General features: G+C 45.8%; 16 protein-coding genes and 1 tRNA gene. 9 read left to right on the top strand and 8 right to left on the bottom strand.

The features are described 5' to 3' along the window. From L0U88_RS19715 to L0U88_RS19690, 6 genes are all read right to left on the bottom strand, one after another. Entirely contained in the window at positions 1 to 3291 is a 3291-nt protein-coding gene (locus L0U88_RS19715) for a VCBS repeat-containing protein (RefSeq protein WP_234868431.1), read from the bottom strand. A gap of 80 nt (positions 3292 to 3371) precedes the next feature. Next, entirely contained in the window at positions 3372 to 4241 is an 870-nt protein-coding gene (locus L0U88_RS19710; RefSeq protein WP_234868429.1) for a LamG domain-containing protein, read from the bottom strand. Positions 4242 to 4270: 29 nt separating this feature from the next. Beyond that, positions 4271 to 5779 carry a RagB/SusD family nutrient uptake outer membrane protein gene (locus tag L0U88_RS19705; RefSeq protein WP_234868427.1) on the bottom strand — a complete coding sequence of 503 codons (1509 nt, stop codon included), beginning with the start codon at positions 5777 to 5779 and terminating at the stop codon, positions 4271 to 4273. Between the two features lie 18 nt (positions 5780 to 5797). Further along, complete coding sequence (locus L0U88_RS19700) at positions 5798 to 9076, bottom strand: TonB-dependent receptor (protein WP_234868425.1); 3279 nt, start codon at positions 9074 to 9076, stop codon at positions 5798 to 5800. 210 nt (positions 9077 to 9286) lie between these two features. Then, on the bottom strand, positions 9287 to 10390 hold the full coding sequence (locus L0U88_RS19695; protein ID WP_234868423.1) for a FecR family protein: 1104 nt from the start codon (positions 10388 to 10390) through the stop codon (positions 9287 to 9289). A gap of 172 nt (positions 10391 to 10562) precedes the next feature. Then, on the bottom strand, positions 10563 to 11144 hold the full coding sequence (locus tag L0U88_RS19690) for an RNA polymerase sigma-70 factor (protein WP_234868421.1): 582 nt from the start codon (positions 11142 to 11144) through the stop codon (positions 10563 to 10565). 155 nt (positions 11145 to 11299) lie between these two features. Between L0U88_RS19690 and L0U88_RS19685 the strand changes: the two genes are divergently transcribed. The 5 genes from L0U88_RS19685 to L0U88_RS19665 all read left to right on the top strand — a co-directional run bounded on the left by L0U88_RS19685 (position 11300) and on the right by L0U88_RS19665 (position 16019). Further along, positions 11300 to 11373, top strand: a tRNA-Ile gene (locus tag L0U88_RS19685). 186 nt (positions 11374 to 11559) lie between these two features. Continuing rightward, positions 11560 to 11883 (top strand): hypothetical protein, encoded by a 324-nt coding sequence (locus L0U88_RS19680; RefSeq protein ID WP_234868419.1) that lies wholly within the window; start codon positions 11560 to 11562, stop codon positions 11881 to 11883. A 47-nt stretch (positions 11884 to 11930) separates the two neighbouring features. Then, on the top strand, positions 11931 to 12638 hold the full coding sequence (locus tag L0U88_RS19675; RefSeq protein WP_234868417.1) for a GLPGLI family protein: 708 nt from the start codon (positions 11931 to 11933) through the stop codon (positions 12636 to 12638). A 2-nt stretch (positions 12639 to 12640) separates the two neighbouring features. Beyond that, positions 12641 to 13381 (top strand): GLPGLI family protein, encoded by a 741-nt coding sequence (locus L0U88_RS19670; RefSeq protein ID WP_234868415.1) that lies wholly within the window; start codon positions 12641 to 12643, stop codon positions 13379 to 13381. Further along, positions 13356 to 16019, top strand: coding sequence for a TonB-dependent receptor (locus L0U88_RS19665; protein ID WP_234868413.1), 2664 nt, complete (start codon positions 13356 to 13358; stop codon positions 16017 to 16019). Before L0U88_RS19670 ends, L0U88_RS19665 begins: the two co-directional genes overlap by 26 nt. 49 nt (positions 16020 to 16068) lie before the next feature. On the opposite strand, the gene L0U88_RS19660 is transcribed toward L0U88_RS19665, so the two are convergent. Further along, positions 16069 to 18435 (bottom strand): family 10 glycosylhydrolase, encoded by a 2367-nt coding sequence (locus L0U88_RS19660; protein WP_234868411.1) that lies wholly within the window; start codon positions 18433 to 18435, stop codon positions 16069 to 16071. 181 nt (positions 18436 to 18616) lie between these two features. Here L0U88_RS19660 and L0U88_RS19655 point away from each other — a divergent pair, with 181 nt between their 5' ends. From L0U88_RS19655 to L0U88_RS19645, 3 genes are read left to right on the top strand one after another with little or no spacing between them, the layout of a single operon-like run. Further along, complete coding sequence (locus L0U88_RS19655) at positions 18617 to 19354, top strand: YoaK family protein (RefSeq protein ID WP_234868409.1); 738 nt, start codon at positions 18617 to 18619, stop codon at positions 19352 to 19354. 19 nt (positions 19355 to 19373) lie between these two features. Beyond that, a complete protein-coding gene (locus L0U88_RS19650; protein WP_234868407.1) occupies positions 19374 to 20000 on the top strand; it encodes a class I SAM-dependent DNA methyltransferase in 627 nt (208 codons plus the stop codon). A 5-nt stretch (positions 20001 to 20005) separates the two neighbouring features. Then, positions 20006 to 20533, top strand: a complete 528-nt coding sequence (locus tag L0U88_RS19645; RefSeq protein WP_234868405.1) for a GNAT family N-acetyltransferase — start codon at positions 20006 to 20008, stop codon at positions 20531 to 20533. On the opposite strand, the gene L0U88_RS19640 is transcribed toward L0U88_RS19645, so the two are convergent. After that, positions 20490 to 21998 (bottom strand): sulfatase family protein, encoded by a 1509-nt coding sequence (locus L0U88_RS19640; RefSeq protein WP_234868403.1) that lies wholly within the window; start codon positions 21996 to 21998, stop codon positions 20490 to 20492. The two genes, L0U88_RS19645 and L0U88_RS19640, sit on opposite strands and share 44 nt — an antisense overlap. A gap of 79 nt (positions 21999 to 22077) precedes the next feature. Here L0U88_RS19640 and L0U88_RS19635 point away from each other — a divergent pair, with 79 nt between their 5' ends. Next, the gene (locus L0U88_RS19635; RefSeq protein WP_234868401.1) at positions 22078 to 23121 is read left to right on the top strand and encodes a Gfo/Idh/MocA family oxidoreductase; all 1044 of its coding nucleotides are present in this window, start codon (positions 22078 to 22080) and stop codon (positions 23119 to 23121) included. Positions 23122 to 23177: the final 56 nt, after the last annotated feature.

Genomic DNA, 23177 nt, shown 5'->3' with positions numbered 1-23177 from the left:
TTAATTTGAAAAGTCAAAAACTAATGGGGACTGGTTATTTCTTACCACGACCAGTCTTTTTTTATTTCCGGGAGATCGAAGCCATTTAAGATCGCGCACTTCACCAGGTACATGCGTTATCGGCCGGGCAGTTGCATTCATTCCAAAAACGATTGGGTTCAGCGCATCATATCGACCTTCATAGGGTGTGACATTGTAAAAATTTCCAGCAGCGATAAAGTTTTTCTCTGAACCCTCCATTAGAGCAAATGCAAAAACCGGTGCCAGTTGAAGAGAAGCAGGCAGATCTGTTCGGGTAAAATCCCCCTTACCATTTGAGATAAAAACTGAGTTACCAAGCACTTCCGCTTTTTGTTCAATATAATCAGTGAACAGGTCGTAGAGAATGAAGTCTACTGTTTTACCCGCCACTTCGCCATAGGTCAGATAGGCTTTCTTTAGCACAGGTAAAGCCCGCTCCAATTCATCTTTAGCGAGAAAAGGATATTCTTTGCCATCAATGGTATACGCCATCACCTGTTCAATACTTCCATTTTTATCAAAGTCTTTTATGTAAAGTTTCAGCGGACCATTTTTCCCGGCATACAACTTGGAATTATGTCCCCAGTTACCAGCCAGGATATCCATTTGACCGTCTCCGTTAGTATCAGTCAGGAAGATGGATTGCCATAAACCGGTAGAGCCTGGAATGGGTTCACGGGAAAAGGTACCAGAATTGTTTTTTGCAATAATAACCGGCATCCATTCGCCAGCAATAACCAATTCCGGATAGCCATCCTTATTCAGATCAGCAAAGGAAGCAGTGGTAATCATGCCAATATTTTCGCCATCAAAAATGGATTTATTGGCGATGGAAAATTTCCCCTTACCATCATTCAATAACAGGTAAGAATGATGTGGAACTCCGTACTGGCGGGCATTGGCCAGTACACCAACAAAGAGATCCTGGTCGCCGTCTTTATCAATATCTGCAGCAGCAACCGCGCCTTTATTAAATCGTACGGGAGGAAGTGCTTTAGTTTCCAGTTTGAAAACACCTTTGCCCTGGTTGATATACAAGCGATCCTGCAAACCCGGGTTATTGTCTTCCAGTTCATTACCACCAATAGCGATATAGAGATCCGGTTGTCCGTCGGTGTTAGCATCAAAAAAAATCGCATCCACTTCTTCCTGGGCAGCAAAGGGCTGAAAGAGATCTGCCTGCTTTGATTCAAATCCACCTGATGCTGTTTGCATAAGGAGGGCACCTGGTTGTCCGGCTGCTCCGGTTATATATGCATCATCAAGGCCATCTCCATTCAGATCGGCTACTGCCATTTTAGGCCCACGTGTGGAAAGGCCATGAGGTATGAGGTATTGTACATTATGATCTACAAATGCGTTCTCCTTGTGCTGGAAAGGAATGCTTGAAGTGGCTGGCTGAAACGGATCAACTGCAGGCTTAAAGTAAGTTGCAAAATCAAATTTTCCGGAAGCATTTAACTGATCCAGCTCGATAGTATTATTGGCAGTAAATGCTGTTAGCAACTGGAATTGCTGATCTGGCCATACTACCAGTAAGCTATCAATTTTTCCAATTGAGTCAAGACCAATAACCCAGCGGGTATCGGAGGAGGATTGAAAGCCACGGGTAGGCATAATTTCCTGCAGCTGGAGCCGGCCGGCATGGAATGCATACAAGCGGGTACCAATGCCTTTGGAATTCAGTCCCTCCCCTCTTGTTTTAAATCGCAGGTATTGTTTCGGCTGCTGATTGTTTTTGAGCAGGATCGCCTTTTCATTAATGGCATTGACAAGGACATCAAGATCGCCATCGTTGTCCAGATCGGCATAAGCTGCTCCAGTGAAATATCCTTTCAGGTTTGCTGTGCCCCAGGCTTTTGAAACCTCTTCAAATAAACCGGAGCCGGAATTGCGAAAGAAAAAAGGATGCGTGGCACCATCGGGCATAGCTTTGATCACTTCCTCATCATATGCATCTGTACCGCTGAGGTTTTTATTTCGCTCCATGGCACTAACAAAACGTACATAGTCAAGATCAACCGGGCGTTTCAGGATGCCGCTGCTAATAAAAAGATCTTTATTGCCATCGCCATTGAAGTCGGCCAGCAAGGGGCTCCAGCTCCAGTCGGTCGCAAACACTCCGGCCTGTAGTGCCTGATCGCTGAAACTTTTTCCATCTCCATTATTGATTTGCATCACATTCCGGGAATATTGGTGCTGGTAGCCATTGCGCTCCAGTTTCAACTTATAGATATCCGGATTTTCATCACTGCCATAGGTTTTGAGCGTTTTTTCGTCGGGAGGCAACATATCAACCGTAACCAGATCTACCTGGCCGTCGTTATTCAAGTCTGCAGCATCATTACCCATGCTGAAGCGGCTGTAGTGCCGAAAATGTTCAGCGCCTGCTTCTGTAAAACCACCCTGCTGGTTGTTGAGGTAGTAGTAATCGTTTTCATGAAAATCGTTTCCAACATAGATATCCGGCCAGCCATCATTATTAAAATCGGAGATGGCTAACCCCAATCCATAACTGAGTTTGCTTTGATAGATGCCTGCACTGGCGGAAACATCTGTGAAGGAATGTTTGCCTTCGCTGAGTTCATTGCGATAGAGGCGGTCACCGGCCTGGGGATCAGGTTTTCTTCTGTTGGAAGTATCGATGATATTGCTATGCGGTTGCTTGGAATGGTTCAGGAGGTAACAATCGAGATCGCCATCGCGGTCAAAATCAAAAAAGGCTGCTTGTGTGGAGAGCCCGGAAAAATCAAGACCATAGGCTGCTGCGGATTCCTGGAACTGATTTTTTCCTTTATTGATGTAGAGCTGGTTTTTGCCGGTAAGCTGGAAGGATCCTGCAACTGCGCAAACATAGATATCGAGTAATCCATCGCCATTGACATCTGCCATGGTAACACCTGAGTGCCAGTCGCCGGTACCAGCCACCCCTGCGGATTCAGTAATATCTTCAAACAGGAGGTTGCCTTTGTTCAGGTAGAGGCGATTCCCACCCTTTTTATTGGCAGTGAAATAAATATCGGGCAGATCATCATTGTTGATATCTCCAATAGCAACACCGCCACCATTGTAATAATAGAGGTAATAGAGAATATTAAGCCGTTCTCTTTTTTCCAGGTTGTTAGCAAAATCAATATTGGAGTCAGCGGCGGACAGGATGGAGAACTGGGTTGATTCCTGCTTACATCCGGACAGCAAGCTGAGAGAAAACAGGCCAGCAAGCAAAGCAGAAAAACATCGGGAAGAAATAATATGGCGAGCGGAATTCATGAGCTTTATGATAAAGAGGGGCTGAAACAATTCCTTGATCAGCCCCTCTTATATGCGAATACAAAGCCTTAACTACTGTATTATTTTTTAGAATTGAAAAGGGCCTGCACTTCTGCTGCTGAAATAGCATCACCATACAGCCTTACCTGGTCAAGTTCACCTTTCCAGGAAGAAGAGAGCCAGTCATCGGAATCCAGGTTATTACCCGGACCATTACCAATTCTCATTTCTGTGATATGGTCATGCGCAAAATTGATGGCACCATGGTTATTCCAATTGCGAACCTTTGGATTGGCAACTCCATCCAGGTAGAGGGTCATGCCACTGGTAGCCTGATCATATACCAAAGCAATGTGATGCCACTGGTTATCGAGCATGCCGGGGATAACATCCGCATTTTCCCAGGTGAACCAATTGTCTGCCTTATTCTTATCGGCAGTCATCACTTTAACAGCACAACCGGCATTATTGCCTTCGATGATTACAAACATGCTGGCAACAGACCAGTGTGCGTTGGCCACATCAGCCCGGAAACTAATCGGGTATTCAGGACCGTTACCACCTTTGTTGTTTTTCGTTTGTCCATCGCGTTTATACCAGAAAGAGATGGTGAAACTTTTAGCGGTTTGAGCAAAGTCGTTGGGCTTGGCATATTTGATAAATTTCATTGCCTCGCCCTTAACACCTTTACCACTAACTCCATCCACTGCAGTAAGGGGATTGTCTGCCGCAAAGTTGGCACGAATGCTATCCACTGCATTCATCAGGGGATTATCGGTTGTGCCATCAAAAGCTGCATAAAACTTAAGCGGGCCACCTGGAGGATTTGAATCCTCCGGGTATTCACGCCATGCGGGTTCGGTACTTTTCTGGCAGGATGCCAGGATCACCGCAGACCCGGCAATAGCCAGGCTGCGACGAAACCATTTATTTAAAAGTATTGTAGTCATACTTCAGGTTTTAAATCGGTGAAAACAAATCAATAATTCGGGTTCTGAATCAGGATGCCACCAGAAAAATCGATCGCGGATTGAGGAATCGGGTAGTATTGATGTCTTGGCTGATAACCTTGCGGGCCAAGCACCTGTTCTGCCAATCCCCAGCGAACCAGGTCGTAGAAGCGTTCTCCTTCCATGGCCAGCTCTACCCTTCTTTCCTGCTGGATGGCGGTGCGCATCTGGTTTTTGCTGGTGAAAGCAATATTGGGCAGCACTGCCGCATTATTACCTCTTGCCCTGGCCCTGATCTGGTTTACATACTGCACCGCTTTTGCTTCATTAGCTGCGCCACCAATTTCATTGGCAGCTTCTGCAGCCATCAGCAGTACATCCGCGTAACGAAGGATGGGCTGGTTGATCCAACCGTTTTGACGGTTTGCTGTAAACACCTGAACATCTGGCTCCGGATACACTTTCTTATTCCAATAACGTCTTGGAATGGATGGATAGGTAGGCAGAATTCTGCCATATAAGCCATCGCTTTCACCTGAAAAAAGAATAGTAGCCTCTTTACGCGGATCACCTGCTTCATAGGCATTTACCAGGTTTTCGGTAGGCGTATTCCAACCCCAACCAAGGTCCCATTCAGCAGCGCCACGAACACCCTGGGCAATACCGTACCATGAGTACAAAACGTCTGTATTATTGGGTCCATAGGAGGATTGAATTTCCCAGATGGATTCTTTACTGTTTTCCCCCCTTGTTGTAAACAACTGCTGGTAATTGGGGAAGAGTTCGTATCTGTCAGATTCTATCACCTGTTCTGCATAAACTAAAGCACCTGCCCAATCCTTCCTATACAGAAGCGTTTTGGCTGTTAATGCCTGGGCCGCTCCCTGTGTCAGACGTCCGATAAATTGTGCCGGCCATTCAACAGGAAGATTGGCGCGTGCAAATTCCAGGTCTGAATCAATCAATGCATAGATTTCAGCAACTGAAGATTTCGGCACTTTTGAATCTTCCGGATTGTAGACACGGAAATCGATCTTAGGAACTTCCCCAAAAGCACGCACCAGATCAAAGTAGGCGTAGGCACGGAACATGCGGGCTTCTGCAATATTCACCAGAGAAGCTGGGTCATTCGCTCCAAGAGAATCAGCTATTTGTAGTGCTGTATTGGCCTGCCCAATTAAAACATAGTGCTGATCCCAATAGGTAGTAGAAGACCAGTGGTCTTTTGCATATTGGAACTGGTCATAAATCACACCCCAGTCAGCGCCATCGGAAGGACTACTTCCTTTTTCGGAATCATCCGACCGGAAATTATTCATACCCAGCCAGGGAATGCCACCGAATCCTTGTCCGGCTACATCACCATTGCGAATAGCACCGTAAAGGCCATATACCTGGCCTTCAATGCCCCCCTGCGTCAGATCATCCAGGGTAGCTGTAAGGGGTTTTCTGTCCAGAAATTTGGAACAGCCTGCCAGTACAAGAAGGATTGGCAAACCAACCAATACAGCCCTCATTGCATTCATTTTACGTATCATAGCTGTAAGATTTTTTGATTAGAAAGTAACATTTATACCGCCTGTGATAACCATGGGCAATGGACCATTACCATTGTCAATACCAAAGGAAGTAGCGAAACCACCAAACTCAGGTGTATAACCGGAATTACGCTTGAATGTTTTCAGGTTCTGCACGTTGGCAAAAATCCTGGCGCTCTTCATCGCAGCTCTTTGAATCAGTTTGGAGCTGAAGTTGTAACCGATTTGTACGTTCCGAATGCGGATATAACTACCATCTTCAATACCATAAGTAGAAGGCAGGCGGTTGATGGCACGGTTGTCTCCCAGGATTGGATCCCAGTTAGAGGTACCCGGACCATTCCAGCGATTCAACTTGAAAGCCGGATAGTTGAATTTGGTAAATGGCAATTCGGAACTACCCCAATAGCGATAGATTTCATTTCCGTAAACACCATTGAAGTCGATACCGAAATCAAAACCCTTGAAGTTTGCACCCAGGGAGAAACCATAGGCAAAATCAGGAGTAGGATTACCAATCATCGTGCGGTCATCAGAATTGATTACACCATCGCCATTGATATCGCGGTATTTGAAATCACCCGGACCATACTCATAACCCTGTACAGGTGGAGAAGCCAGTTTATCGGCATAACTCTGATACAGCCCATCCACCACATAACCATAGAAATAACCAATCGGATAACCAGCTTCAGTTACGTTTGGTCTTTCTTCGCTGGGGGGAAGGCGGTCACCACCAAGAGAAATCACCTTGTTGTTGAACGTTGTGATGTTACCATTAAAAGTGATGGTGAAATCATTGGTGATTTTTTGTGTCCAACCTGCTGCCAGTTCAATTCCACTGTTTTTAACACGGCCCACGTTATCCAAACGGCTACCTGCACCAGAACCTACCCGAACCAGGGTCATTACATCGCGGGTATCTTTATTATAGTACGCAGCTTCAACACGCAGGCGATTGTTCAGCATATAAGCTTCAAATCCTACTTCTTTTGAATCCACCACTTCCCATGTCAGGTTTTCATTTGGAATATAAGCCTGAGAATAAGCAGGAATGATATTGTTTCCAAAAACTGCCGTATTACCAGTTTGAAGTCCGGGGAAGAAAGGATAATCATATCCGTAGGTATTCTGAACACCTAGCAGACCCCAGGAGGCTTTAACTTTCAAGTAATCAAACAGGTTTTGACGAGCCATAAAATTTTCCCGGGTAACTTCCCATGCGGCACCCACGGAGTAAAAACTTTTCCATCTGTTTGCTGGGGATATTTGGGATGATCCATCTCTTCTGAAAGAGGCATTCAGCATATACTTCCCCTGGTAGTTATACAAGAGGCGGAAGAGGCCGGAAGCGGTTGCTTTTTCCCACTGACCGGAAGAAGAACGACGCGTTGTCTGATCCACAAATCCATTATCAATATACCAGAACCGGGGATCATCAGGAATAGCATCACCCGGATCTTTTTGACGTGCTGTTGCAAGCAGTCCGCTATAGGAATTGAAGTAAGTAGTGAAACCAGCCAACAAAGTCAAACCATGGTCTCCAAAATCTTTTTTATAGGTGAGGATGTGATCCTGCTGGAATTTTTTCCATTCGTGCTTATTCTGGCTAACGGAAGTGATTCTGTTATTCGGATCTACAAACACCTGTTCTCCTGCAGGGAGCGTTGGGTTAAATACTTCAATAATGGGATTATAAGTACGATCATCACCCCAAGACATATCTCCATACAGCGTTGTACGCCAATTGAAATTTCTCAGGAAGTTGACATCGAAATAAACACTACCAACCATTCTGTATTCCATCTTCCTTTCTTTGTCCCATTTGGTCTCCAGGTTCATGAGCGGATTACTCATCTGAGCCTGCTGAATAGCGAGCTGAGAATATCTGCCACTGGCTTCATCAAATGGATCCGAGATAGGAAGAACCCTGCGTGCGTCGAACAACAGGCCATCTGCCTGGCTGAATGGAAGGCGTTGGCGGAAACCATTCATGTTAAATCCAAGCTTGATGTTTTTGTTTACTTTGTATTCATCATTAATCGTTAGGAGGATTTTCTCCAGTCTTTCATTTTTAACTACACCTTCATCAGTAATATAACCGATGCCCATGTAGAACTTGTTCTTTTCAGAACTACCGGTAATGCTCAGGTTATTGTTATTGAAAATACCTGTACGGGTCATGAGATTTACCCAATCCGTATTACCGGTCCAGGGAGTATAATCAAACAAATCGCTGCCGGTAATGCCCAGGTTTGCCTGTTCTTCATTGAACAGTTCTTTAAACTGCTGCGCATTTACCATGTCGATTTTATCCACGAGTTTTTTAGCACCAATACTGCTATTGAAATTGATCAGCAGTTGTCCGGCTTTTGCTTTTTTGGTAGTAATTGCGATAACACCGGAAGCACCGCGGATACCGAAGATCGCCAGTGAAGAAGGGTCTTTCAGAATTTCGATCGACTCAATATCATTGGGGTTGAGGTAATCGATGTTGTCATTGAAAATACCATCTACCACATACAAAGGCTTCACCGCACCGATACTAACAGTACCACGTATGCGAATATCTGGTTCACGGCCTGGCGTACCGGAGTTCACGATACTCAGCCCGGCAACCTTACCCTGGAGAGAAGCCACCGGGTTGGTGTTGGGTTTATCTGCCACTTCCTTACCCATCACTTTAGTGATACTACCTGTAAGGTCGCGTTTGGCGGCGGTACCATAACCAATCACCACCACTTCGTCCTGGATTTTGGTAGACTCTTTCAACACCACATTCAAAATGGTGCGATCGCCTACTTTAATTTCCTGGTCTTCAAACCCGATGCTGGAGACGATGAGGGTAGCATTTGCAGGAACAGAAATGGTGAAATTACCATTTGCATCAGCAGAAGTACCTCCGGTAGTTCCTTTGACTTTGATAGAGGCGCCGGGTAAGGGTTCACCTGCGGCATTGGTAATCCGACCGGTAACCTGTTGTTGTTGGAATTCAACTCCCTTGAATTTGATCACTACCAGGTAGTTGTCAAGCACTTCGTAGGTCAGGTCGGTATTTTCCAGCAGACGATCCACCACTTTCAACACTTCTTCATTGGAAGAAGAGATGTTCACCTTGTCATTTTCATTAAACAAAGCAAGGTTGTAGAGGAAGCGGTAACTGGATTTACGTTCGATGGTAGAAAGGGCTTTCTTGATATTTACCCCGTCCATTTTAAGACTTACCCTGGTTTGGGAATAAACCCCAGCCGAAACCTGGAGGGCACATACCAGCATAAACAGAGCAGTCAATTTCATAATTCGGAAAAACTTTAGCAGCAATGGTTGACACAATAGCGTGCCACCATATGAAGTTTTTTTCATACTTTGAGCAATTAGGGTTACATAAACAGGTTTATCAACATTGCGAGCGTTGATAGCATCTTAAGTATCCTGCGGGAAATGTTGGCGCATTTCCCGTTTTTATTAGGAGGAGTTTGGCGTCATATGCAATCGGTTTTTATATGTTTAAGGTGAGATAATCACGGTATCGTTTTTAATGGTGTAATTGAAATTGGCAGTTATTTTCAATCCTTTAAGCGCTGTTTGCAGAGATTCGCCCTTAAAAGAACCAGTAAGCCGGATTTTTTGAATATCATGAGAAGTAAAAATTATTTTCACACCGTACCAGCGTTCCAGTTTCGGAGCCAGTTCAGCAAAGGTTTCCGCATCGAAGATCAGGATATTGTCCACCCAGGAAGTTTCAACAATTACCTGTTCTTTCTCATGATAATTTACCTGGTCGAGGACAACCTGGGGTGCAGTCCTTACGGCCCTGGCTACCTGTGGCTGACTGGGTTTGGCAACTATACTGTCCAGCTCGGAATTGACAACCAGCTTTTCATTGGGCTTCAGGATGATTTTTTCCTTGGGCCTGTTTTTGATGCTCACTTCCACGCTACCGCGGATAAGGCTGGTTTCGGTAGTTTTATCACCTGGGTAAGATTTCACATTGAAGGCGGTACCCAATACCCGGATATCAACATTGCGGGCATGGATCAAAAAAGGCCTGGCAGAATCTTTCACCACATCAAAATAGGCTTCCCCGATCAGGGTTACTTCCCGCAGGCGGTTTCCAAATTCTTTTCCATAGGTCAGTTTGGAACCGGCATTGAGCCAAACCTGGGTTCCATCGGGCAACATGATCTTGGAGCGGGATCCATTTTTGGTAGAAACTTCACTATTAAGGGCAAGAGAGGGAGTGGATTCGCTGCCGGCAGTAGCTGAATCTCTTAATAAAAAATACCATCCTGCAATAAAAACAACCAGTGCAGCTGCCATCCATTTCAGCCATACGAACCGGCTCGATTTTTCCTCAAACTCTATTACTTCCTGATTATCAGCCGGTTCCATTTCAATTCCCTGGGCTTTCATCCTTTCCAGGTGTCGTTCGAATGCCTGGCTGGCATCTTCTGTTACGGGCAGGGAATGAAACCAGAGATCGGAAATGGTTTGAAGGGGATAATGCAATTCAGGGCTCTTTCGCAGTGCTTCTTCCAGCTCTTCCAATTCATGGACGCTGGCTTCTCCTGCGAGTTTTTTAGCAACAATTTCCCAAATCCTGTCTTGCATGTGTAGGTTGTGAATGTATAAGACACAGGAAAGGAGGGTTTACCCTGAAGCATGGAAGAAAAATTTTTAAAGGAAACAGGAGACGAAGGAGGCGGGAAACAAAGGAGACGGGAAACAGGAGACAAAGGAGGCAGGGAAGAGGAGACAAAGGAGGCGGGGGAGGCGGGGGAGTCTAGCGTTTGCCGGTGGGCAGGGTTTTGCGGGGGTCAAAACGGATGGCTTCCCCAATGCGCTTGAGCGCGATACTCATCTGGGTTTCAACTGTTTTGATGGACACTTTCAGCAATTCGGCTACTTCCCGGTATTTGAGTTCATCCTCTTTTACCAGCTTGAAAATCAGTTTGCAGCGGGCAGGCAGACTGTTGATCGCTTCCGCAATCATTTTTTTCATCTCAGAGGTAATCAACATGCGCTCCGGATCATACTGCAGGGACTGCAACTCAACGGGCAACTCACTCAGATCAGTCACCATCACTTTATTGTGACGGGTAATATAATTAATAGCCGTATTGCGGGTTGCTGTGTACAGATACAATTTGAGATTGCTGACATGTTCCAGGCGATTGCGCTTTTCCCAGATAGTAATAAATACATCGGAAACTATTTCTTCGGCTGACTGACGGGATTTAATAAAACCACTGGCGAACTGAAGAAGAGGTGGGAAAAATGCCATATAAAGCTCCCGATACGCCTGTTGGTCGTTGAAACGCGCAATGCGTTCCTTCAGGTATTGTATTCTGGCAGGAGCAATCATACTTCGCAGCAGCAATTAAAAAGCAAAATCGAGGCATAAATGTACAATATTGAACCAGTCGCGGAATATTTTTTTCCAGAAGCCGCAAATCGCCCGGGTTTTTATATTTTTGCGGCCTGCCAAACCCTTTTTGGGAAGGCGCCTCGCAAGAGGAAGGGCCCTTAGCTCAGTCGGTTAGAGCATCTGACTCATAATCAGAGGGTCGCTGGTTCGAGCCCGGCAGGGCCCACTTGATGAAGCACTTATGGATTCTAATCTGTAAGTGCTTTTTTGTTTCATCCCCACCCCATCTATTACCAGTTTCGGGTAAATATTTCTGGGTAATTTTTTTTCGTATTAAACTTTCAGGAATGTGTTGTTGTAGTTGGATTGACTTTTACCTATCCTATTAATTCAATACTTAAACCTTTAGATTATGAGAAATTTAGCACTAACACTCCTGTTCGTCGCAGCAGGATTATTCGCACAAGCTTCAACCGGAGTAAATCCTGAAGACGTCAAAAAAGCACCGGAATTCCAAAAAGCCCTTTCCAATTTTAAAGTGGAAAATTCAATCAATCCCTTTGCTGTTCCTGCTACTATGCAACAGGAAGAAGCAAGCTGTACCGTTACAGTAGAAGTAAGCATTGGTTTTCTCGGAATAGGCGGAAAAGTTACCTGTTCAGCAACAGCCGATACCTGCCAGGAAGCAAGAGGCATGGTGGCAGATTGCGGTAAAAAGAAAAAAGCTGTTCAGTAACTAATCCCGGATAGGTAAAAGTCATTTTTATCATTCAACCGTGAAAAATGACTTACCATACAATTCTCAGTTTTTTATACGTTTCAGTTAGCCTGCTCCTGTTTTCGAACAGGAGTTTCGCACAAAGCGCAACACAGGCGATATACCAGTTATCGCCCACAGACAGCACCAAAACAGCCCAGTTATGGTGCTTTGAAAATGGTACTGCCTTCTACTTTCAAAACAGTCAGAAGACAGTAACAGATACCCTGTATTGGGTTTTTAGCAAACCTGATGACCAGACACTGTACTTCAAAGACTTTCAGTTTTTCAGCGGTACTAAAACTTATCGCGATAGTTTGCCTGGACCGCAATGGACCATCCATGCAGACAGTGTTCGTTTTTTAGATGGGTACCAGGTCACAAAAGCTACTGCAGCCTTTCGCGGACGTACCTATACTGCCTGGTATGATGAATCGGTTGGTATCAAAACCGGTCCCTGGAAATTAAGCGGTTTGCCGGGACTCGTGCGACTCGCCTATTCTGATGATGGGTTTGCCTATTTCTATTTGAGAAATCTGAAGCAGGGTACAACTGCTCTAGCCGCCCCTACTCTACCTCTTACAAGCGCCACCTACCAGGATTTTACTACCGATGTTAAAAACTGGCTCGAGGAAAGCAACCAGGAATTCATGAAATCTTACAATAAGGGGAAAAAGAAAACTGCAAAAGCCAGTGCAGTGAAATACAATGTTAACCTGATCGAAAAACTATAACCATGTTACGTTTATTCATATTGCTGTTGTTTCCGGTTCTGTTGAAGAGTCAGCCCGTTCATATCATTTCCTATGAACTGGATTACAATTTCGCATTTGATACATCCGATTCAAAGGTGATACTGCGACTAAAAGGAGACCTGAATGTTCTGCCAGATGGACGTTCTGTTTTCTTCCAGGTGCAGGATAGGGAATACAATGCCTCCGTGCTCATGAACAATCATCAATTCATGATGGAAGACAGCATCATGTACATATTGAAAAATCCGGCTTCCAATCAACTCTATTTTAAAGATTTCACACCGGTAGCCATGGACAAATGGATTGCAGATAGTCTGCATCCGTTTAGCTGGAATATCAGTAATGATACCGTGCAGGAAGGAGGTATAATCCTTCAGAAGGCGAGCACCCGGTTTCGAGGCAGGTTATATACCGCCTGGTTTAATCCGGCAGTGCCCATTCCAAACGGACCCTGGAAATTCGGTGGCCTGCCCGGACTCATCTATCGCATCTCAGACGAGCATGATTTTTTTGTCTATCGGTTAACCGGCATCGTTACTCAAGAGACAGCCACTGCTTCTTATAAAACGCCAAAGAAACCAATACTCTCAATTGAAAAATATGCACAGCTCACAGATCGCTGGCTGAAAAAATACATAGTGGAGCTGAAAGCAGCAGATGCTTCCTGTGAATCCTGCAGCACTGAAATCAAACATTTTGAGCAACTGGAATATTTCAACTAACCGCTTATACACAGTATGGCTGTATGGCCTGTTGTTCCTGGTTGCATATTTACCGGGAGCAACCGGCATTGCTCAACCCTTACCTGTAAAGATCAAAGGAAAACTAACCAATGCAAAAGGAGAACCGGTTGTAAATGCAACCATCCAGGCTTTTCAAAAGGAACAGTTAATCGGATGGAGTATCTCAAAAACAAGTGGCCAGTTTGAACTCAGCCTATCTGCAACCACAGCATTCCAGTTGCATATTTCCCATATCAATTTTGAAAAGAAACTAGTTTCATACAGCAGTCCGTTTCCTGAAGACCGCGACCTGGGAATCATTCAGCTTACAGAACAAAAAGTGGTACTGGACACAGTAATTGTAGCGAAAAAAGATCCGGTAAAAATTTCAGGAGACACCATCATTTATAAGGCTAAACCATATCTATCGCAGGAAACCCGGGTAGTGGAAGACCTGCTAAGAAAATTGCCGGGTATCCAGGTGAGTGAAGATGGCCGCATCAGCTTTCAAAATACTGAAATCAAAAAAATCCTGATAGACGGAGCAGATCTTGCAGGAAACGGCTACCAGCTCATCAGTAAAAATCTGGCTGCAGAAACAGTGGAGAATATTGAGCTGATCCGCAATTTTTCAGAAAACCGTTTATTGGCTGCATTCGAAAAGTCGGGCGAAGCTGGCATCAATCTGACACTTAATAAAGCTTATGCAGAATCCATATCAGGCAATCTAACCGTGGGAGCCAGCACAGATGAACGATATCATTACAAAGGAACGGTGCAGGCTTTCGGAAAAAAACTAAAACTGATCAGCCTGGCGGAATCGAATACAGTGGGAAATTATCTGCAGGGATCCATCCAGGCAGGATTCAACACGCACTATAAGGAAGGCAGTTTATCATCGCCCTTTCTGACCAGTTACCAGCAACAGCTACTGCAACCTGAATTGATCACACCGCCCAGTCTGCCTCTGCCCTATACCTACAACAACCGGGATCAACAGGCAATGCTTACACTACACGCGAAAGGCAAATCCAACAATGGATTCAGACTGACCGGAGGTTATTTCAGAAATGATTATCAACTCAGGAGGCAGGGTGAAGATCAATACCGACTGGCAGATGGATCCGGATGGACGATTGAGTCGCAGGAAGCACTGCATCCGGGTGAAAAGCTGGCCGGACTTGAAACTTCCTATGTGCTTGATCAAAATCGATCTGCCCGTACTGAGATCAGGGCCAAAGCAATGGTGTCCAATAATTCAACCGGGTATCGTTCCATCTTAACAGGTGCCCTTACTGATACCACGATAGCTGATTATACAAACCGGATCCGCTTCTTCGAAGCCCGCCTGAACCATACTAAAGCGCTGGGAGCCAACCGGCTTTTTCAACAGGAAGTATTTATGAGCAGTTCCCCCGTACGTGATCAAATGAAACTGCGCACTGCCAGGTTCAATAGCCTGCTTGGATTAACCGATGGAGTCAACGAGCTTATCAGCAGCACCAGGCAAAACAGGATAACTGCCGGTTCCAGGTCTGAGTTGAAAATCAGAAAGAATACAAGCGTATGGAGCACCGGGGTAACAACTGAATTGGAAAGTATTCGTCCGGATGGATTTCATTCCCTCCATTTTTTTAGTATGAAAGGATTTGCGGGCTCCAGTTACCAGTTGAAAAAAAAGCAAAGGATTGGATTTTCCATCCAACCGGGTTTCCTGCTTCCGACACTACAAACAAGCAGTAAAAGCCTCTATTTCACGCCCTCCCTAACCATCGATTATTACAAAGAAATCAATTCATCTGCAGGCCTTGGCATGCAGTATAGTTTTGAAAGAAAAAGACCGGATCCCATTTATTTTTGGGGTGATAGCCTGGTGAATTCAATCAACAGCATTCACCTGGAAGCAACCAGCTTTCAACCTGTATCCAGTCATGAGTTGCTTTTCAATTTCTATTCCATCAACTTCTCGAGCCAGTTAAGCAGCAATGGACGTGTGTTGATAGGTTATAGTCCGGCTGATTATAGCTGGAGCAGTTTACAGCAACCGGAATTCAGTTTCCTGCAACCCGCTTTATTATCAAATCACTGGAAAACGATGGCATCTTATTCCCTGGGACTGCCCCTGCTTGCATTGCAATCCAGAATTGAATACGGATTCAGTTTTATATTCCGGAATATGCCGGCCCTCCTGAACCAGGAGCGCATACAGTATAAAATGGGAAGTTTGGAACAGTATGTATCGCTTCAATCGGGATGGAACTTTCCCATACAGGCAGCTACGCGATTATCTTTTACCCTGCTCAGCAACCAGTTGAAAGCAGCCAATCGACCTGAGCAGACCAATCATATCCGGTTGTGGAATTTTCAGAGCACTATCAGTACCCGACTGAAAAAGCCGGTAAACGCGGCCCTGCAATACCAGTTCAACGAATTGGGACAGAACAGCAGGCTGCATACCTTATCTGCTAAAATCAGCTACCGGATCAATAGCCGGTTTGAATTGCAGTCCAGGTTGCACAATCTTTTAAATGCAGGAACTATAGAGAACAGGAGCAGTTACAAGAATGTATTCAACAGTATTCAACAAATCCAACTCGTACCGCGGTATATTTATTTGGAGTGTATGATACGGTTATGATAAGCAAAATAAAAAGGGGCTGCATATTTAACGCAGCCCCTTTTATTTTTTATTGTTTGATCAGTTTTAGCACCAATCTTTCTTTTCCTCTTTGGATTTCAACAAAATAATTACCGGGACGATAATTACTACCGAATTGCAGGGTTGCATTGTCGGCTATACCTGCACGTGATTCGATCACACGGCCATTCAGATCCAGCATGCGCAGTTCCACCTGCTCTCTACCGGTTCCGAGTAAACGAAGGGTAAAGCTAGTGGTGGTTGGGTTGGGCAGCAGTTTCACCCAATTGCCAACTGGCTGATTGTTTTCCATCACTGCTGCTTCGGAGGAAGCAACACTTGCTGCTGAATGTGGAACGCGTACTTCAGTGGTAGCAGTAGCCTGATTTCCTGCCGCATCAGTTGCAGAAACCGTAATAGTATAAATTCTTCCTGTTCCGGTTCCGGAACGTTCTGCTCTGAGTTTAACCAGGTTGTTGCTGATGATTTCCCAATCAGGATCTGTATCTCCATCACCTGTTCCATTTACCGGTTCATTGCTGCTTATAGCAAGTGAAACAGTTACGGGTCCGCAGTTGTCGATCACGGTATAATTCACTGCTACCTCATTCATTTTATGATTGGGCACACGCAAGAGTGTTTTATCAGTTTGCAGTCCGGCAATCTCCGGGGCAATTTCATCCACCCTTGTCCATTCAAAACTACAGGTGCTGAAATTGCCTCCTATATCGGTAGCGCGGAGTGTAATAGTAGTAGTTCCGGCGCCAGATACAACTGTACCGGCCACAGGCTCCTGTGCGTAGGTAATATCTTCCTGAGCCGGTAGACCGGCTGTGAAATCAGGCACAGTTGCACTACAGTTTTCATCCAGCACTGATTGCTGGTTAGCCGGACATTCAATAACTGGCAACTGGAAAGTCGCGGTATTGGAAGGCGCGCTTTCATTGTGCAGGCGATCCAGGGAAGTCACCAGGTAATAATAGGTTTGATCCGGCTCAACCGAATGATCTTCAAAAGAAGTTTCATCCTGGTTGGTAATAGCAATCAGGTTCTCTGCTGATTCAATATCAATGCTGGAACTGGTAGCACGGTATATCGCGAACTGCCTAACCCGATTCAGCTCATCTCCTGCAGCTGCGGGCTTTTTCCATTTCAGTAGATTATGTGTTTCACCAAATTTGATCACTTTCAAATCCGTGGCGGCATCCGGAGCCACTGCATCAATCCAGGGCATGGTGGGTTGCAGAGCAGGACGACTATAAAAATCAAGTCGCAGTGAATCCCTGAAACCCAGTTTGGTAGTGCTTCTTAGACTCGCAGTATTGTACACTGCCTGTCCGGATATATTTGCCAGGCTGCGATTCAACCTTACCTGGTTGGGGATCTGGGAAGGATTGGCCCAGTTCACGCCTTGTGCAGGATCGTTTACTTTGTAGCCGGCCAAACCGATATAGATTCTTCTGCCGAAACTGTTGTTATTCCACCAGGGTGTAACAATGCCATAATTGGCGCCCGGCTGACCGATGTACCAGTACACCTGGGGTGCCAGGTAATCGATCCATCCTTCCTGCAACCATTTTTTACTATCCGCATAGAGTTGAGAATAATGCTGCAAGCCGGAGGTAGCAGAACCAATTGAAGGATCTGTACTGTTGCGGTAAATGCCAGAAGGAGAAATACCAAATTCAACCCAGGGCTTGATTTGCTTAATGGTTTGATTGATCCTGGCGACCAGCAAGTTTACATTATCCCTGCGCCAGTCTGCCCGGTCAGTAATGCCGCGCGGATCAGCTGCATAAGTAGCATCATCGTTAAAAGCAGCATTGGGATAAAAATAATCATCGAAATGAATGCCATCCACATCATAACGGGAAACAATATCCGAAATCACAGCATTGATATGATCCCGTACACCTGGGATACCAGGATCCAGGGTTCTCAGCACCCCGGTACTGATCAGCCATTCGGGGTGGCGCTTCGCGATGTGATTTTCCGCGAAGTTGGGCAGGTTGGCAGCATTGCCTACCGCCCGGTAAGGATTGATCCAGGCATGTAATTCCATGCCTCTTTTGTGCGCTTCTTCAATAGCAAACGCAAGGGGATCCCAAAGGGGATTGGGGGCACGCCCCTGGAGGCCGGTCAGGTCGTTGGACCAGGGTTCCAGTTCACTCGGATAGAGGGCATCCGACTGACTTCTGATCTGCAGGAAAATGGTAGTGATACCGGTTGCTTTGTGGTGATCGAGAATCGCAAGCAGCGCAGCCTGCTGTTGGGCAGGAGTCTGGTTCCGGTTGGGCCAGTCGATACCAAAATAACTGGCAATCCAGGCGCCCCGGAATTCTCTCTTAGGTGTTTGTGCATTTAGGCCAAGCATCGCCCAAATACATACTGAAAAAAGTAGTAGCGTTTTTTTCATATTGCAGTATTTATCTGGTTTATGCAGGAAAATACAGCATTAAAGAAGAAATTTTGGGCAATTACCTCGAAATAATTACCGCAAAAAGCCGCAATTCTATAAATTGTACCCAAGATTTTTTACGCGTATAAAATATCTACCATGTATTTTCTGCTTAAAAAAATCAGGACCTTCATTGCCTATGTTTAAACATCGCGGCAAGACACGCACTTTTCAACATAACCTGGCAATCGCCTCCCTGCTTTCCTTTGTAGCAGGCATGGTGAATGTGGTTGGATTCCTATCCATACAGCAATTAACCACCAATGTAACCGGTCATTTTGCCTTCTTCATGGAGGAAGTAATGAAGTGGAAACTCTGGGCGGGATTTGCTTATTTCCTTTATATCCTGTTTTTCCTGGCAGGCTCTTTTTTTTCGAATCTACTGGTGGAAGCGGGACTTCGACACAGTGAGAAAAAAGCTTTTCTGCGGCCCGTGCTTATTGAAGCCGGACTCCTGCTGATTGCTGCGCTGGCCGGGCCAAAAATTATTCAAACGCATCCGAATACGCTTGCTTATATACTGCTCTTCAGTATGGGCATGCAAAACTCACTGGTGACCAGTTTATCCAATGCAACTGTACGCACGACGCACCTGACGGGTTTGTTTACTGACCTCGGAATTGAACTGTCGCAGTTGTTCTTTTACAAGAAGGAGGAGCAGCAGGAAAGATTGCGGTCCTCAATCCGCCTGCGCCTAACTATTATCGGGTTTTTCTTCCTGGGAGGTATTGCAGGAGGATTACCCTTTAGCAGGGCTGGATTGCATATCCTGTTAGTAGCTGTTTTGCTGTTGCTGGCTGGCTTATTATACGATGCCATTAAATTACGCGTGTTGGTGGTGCAACGAAAAATGAAAGCAGTCCGTCAATCAAAATAATTTTGAGCAACTCAATACTATGTCAAACGTTTCATCGGCCTATAACCAATGGGCTGAAATTTATGATAGCAATAAAAACCGCACGCGGGACCTGGAAGCGATCAGCTTAAGAACCCTGCTGGCCGGTCGCCGTTTTAGCAATTGCCTGGAGATTGGCTGTGGTACCGGCAAGAATACAGAATGGCTGCTGACAATTGCGGAACAGATCACCGCAGTTGATTTGTCGGAAGGCATGCTGACCAAAGCAAGAGAAAAAATCAACTCCCCGCAGGTGGCATTCATCCAAGCTGATATCACGCAGGATTGGCAATTTACCAAAGCGCCTTATGACCTCGCCACCTTTAGCCTGGTGCTTGAGCATATTGAAAATCTTGACAGCATCTTTGCAAAGCTGAAAGCCGTGTTGCAACCTAACGGTTATGTATATGTGGGAGAACTACATCCCTTTAAACAATATACCGGAACCAAGGCAAGATTTGAAACAGCAGAAGGCCAGCAGGTGGTAACCTGTTTCAATCACCATGTATCCGAATTTTACGCCGCAGCCAAAGCACAGGGATTTGAACTGGTTGAACTGAAAGAGTGGTTTGATGAAGACAACCGCGAGCTGCCCCGCATCCTCAGCCTGCTGTTTAAGATAAGCTAACATTTATGCACACCCGAATCGCCACCGCCGATGATTGTGACAGCATTGTAAGCTTTTACCAGCAGTTGCAGGAAGCAACCCGCCGATTGTATGCACCGCATCCTATGGATCGGGAAACCTTGCAGCAGCAAGTAGCTGATCCGGCCTATAGATTGCTGCTTTCCTTCATTGATGATGAGCTGGCGGGTTACCAGGTTTTTCTACAAGGAGCTTTCCCCTGGGAGCGCGATCGCTATATGCAATATGGAATGGCGATTCACCAGGAGACAGCTTCCTATGCCCCTGTATTGGGAGATGGATACCAGGGCAGAGGAACAGGTACTCTCATGTTAACGCAAGCCCTTCCCTACCTTAAAGATGCAGGGATCACGCGATTGATCCTATGGGGTGGCGTTCAGTGTGCCAATATCCGCGCAGTGAATTTCTACCTGAAAAATGGGTTTCGCATTGTGGGCTACTTTGATTGGGAGGGCGCCAACTATGATATGATCAGTACAATTGATGGTTCCCATAATCGCCCCTCTTCTCTGTGATGCGTTTCAAGGGGACCTGCATCCCGCCTGTTTTTTCCAGCCAGTCCCAGAGTTCGTTGCGAAGTCTTAACACGGTTTCCTGGTGCTCCGGATGGCGCCAGAGATTGCGCTTTTCTTCAGGATCTGCTTCCAGGTCGTACAGCTCACTTATATCCCAGACTCCGGGGTAATAAATGAATTTATATTTCCCATCACGCACACCAAAAGTAGTAGGTGTTTGCGGGAAAGAATATTCCCAATAGTATTCATAAAAAGCTTTGCTGCGCCAGGCGATTTTGGCGCCTTTCAGCAGGGGAAGAAAAGAGTTGCCCTGCATTTGCGAAGGTTTTTCAACACGCGCAATGTCCAGCACCGTGGGAGCGATATCAATATTCTGGATCACGGCATCGAGAATTTGTCCGCCTTTGATATGTGCAGGCGCATAGACCAGCAAGGGCACTTTCTGGCTCTCTTCATACATGTTGCGTTTGTCGATCAGGCCATGTTCCCCCATAAGGAAACCATTATCCCCCATATATACGAGGATAGTATTTTTATCCTGGCCGGTTTCTTTGAGGGTTTGTAGAATGCGACCGATACTTTCATCCACTGCCAGCAGGGTTTCACAATAGCGGCGATAAAATTCATCAAACCAAACGCGGCCATTGTACATGAAGTCCACGCCGTGCCAGCTGTTGCGTTGAGCCCAAACCCAGGAGGGAATATCTTTCACATTATAAGCAGGATCTGAAGCCGCGCGATGGGCTAACGGTAACAGGGTTGTATCACCGAAGATCTTGCTGTTAGGTTTAGCTGTGAGGTTAATGGTAGAAGGATAGGGAATCGGCTTATTGGCATAACGCCCCTTGTGCCGGGGAGCAGGCATGAATTCATCGTGTACCCCTTTGTGTGAGATATAGGCAAAGAAGGGTTGTCCCTTTTTCTGTTTGCGAATCCATTCCACCGCATGATCTGTCAGCAGGTCGGTGATATAGGTACTGTCCTTATATTGAATGCGTTCGCCATTGATATTGAGCCGGGGATTGAAATAAACTCCCTGTCCCGTGAAACTCTCCCAATGATGAAAACCTTTCTGAGGCTGATCGCCCTGGTGACCCATATGCCATTTGCCAAAGAAGCCTGTTTGGTAACCTGCTTTCTGCAGGTATTCCGGAAAGAAGCGGAGATTGGGAGGCAGAGGAGAAAAATTATCCACCACCGTGTGGGTATGAGCATATTGACCGGTTAGAATAGAAGCACGCGAAGGAGAACAAAGCGCAGTGGTAACAGTTGCATTTTTCACCCACACGCCTTCTTTGGCCATCTTATCCATATAGGGGGTTTCGAGCCAGGGAATGCGGCCAGTGAACCCCATGGCATCGTGGCGGTGATCATCTGTAAGAATAAACACCACATTCAGTTTTTCCTGGGCCTGCGATGCAGCAAAAAAAGACCCCAGCAGGAAGGCTGCAAGCAACTGTTTCATGTCAAAAGTTTGATGAAAAAGATAGCCATTAATTCCGAAAATGCGATCTCTTTCGGTGGAAGGCTGTATTTTAGAGGGTATGAGAATCATCAATACCGGCATCTGCTCTTATGGCATGAGTGGCAAATTGTTTCATGCGCCATTTGTAGACAATCATCCAGGTTATGAACTAACGGCGATCGTTGAACGCCATAACCAGGAATCACGTTCAAGATACCCACATAGCAAGCTGGCGCGTTCAGTAGAAGAATTACTGGCGGATGATTCCATCGAGTTGGTAATTGTGAACACACCTACACAAACACATTTTGATTTTGCCAAACAGGCATTGCTGGCGGGCAAGCATGTAATTGTAGAGAAGCCCGTAACTACCAATGCAGCAGAAGCTGCGGAACTGGATCAACTGGCAAAAGAGAATAACCTGCATTTGATCGTGTATCAGAATCGCCGGTACGATGGAGATTATCATGCGATTAAAGAGGTAGTGGATAAAGGCTGGCTGGGTGAGATAAGGGAAGTTGAATTCAGGTATGACCGATATCGTACTGAACCCAGTGGCAAGGCCCATAAAGAGAAGAACCTGCCGGGAGCAGGGGTGTTGCATGATCTGGGATCACATCTGACTGATCAGACTTTACAATTGTTTGGCTGGCCGCAGGCTGTATTTGCGGATATTATGACCCTGCGGGATAGTGTGGAGAGCAATGATTATTTTGAAATGTTGCTGTTTTATCCGCGTATGCGGGTGCGCCTCAAAGCAACTGTGGTGGCACGTGAAACCGTACCTGCCTTTGTATTGCAGGGCATGAACGGGACCTTTATCCAGGAGCGATCTGATCTGCAGGAAACAGAACTACTCAAAGGAACGATCCCTTCTGTGAATAGCTGGTGCCCGGCGCTGGAAAAGGCAGATGGGCTCCTGCATACTATTATTGACGGCCAGTTGGTACGTAAGGAAACCCGATCTACCCCTGGCAATTACATGGGATTTTTTGAGGATGTGTACCAGACCCTGGTAAATGGTGCCCCGAATCCGGTGCCTGTGGCGGACGCCATCAAAACCATGACCGTGCTGGATGCAGCTCAGCAAAGTCATCGTGAAAAACGCGTAATCAACCTCTAAAAGCTCCTGTCAGCCGGAAAAGCCCTATTTTTGCGCTCGCCTAAGCTGGAACCTGT

The sequence above is a fragment of the Flavihumibacter fluminis genome (genome assembly GCF_021491375.1).
Taxonomy (GTDB): Bacteria; Bacteroidota; Bacteroidia; order Chitinophagales; family Chitinophagaceae; genus Flavihumibacter; species Flavihumibacter fluminis.
The sequence above is the reverse complement of the archived record's forward strand: the minus strand, read 5'-3'. Positions and strand labels throughout refer to the sequence as shown.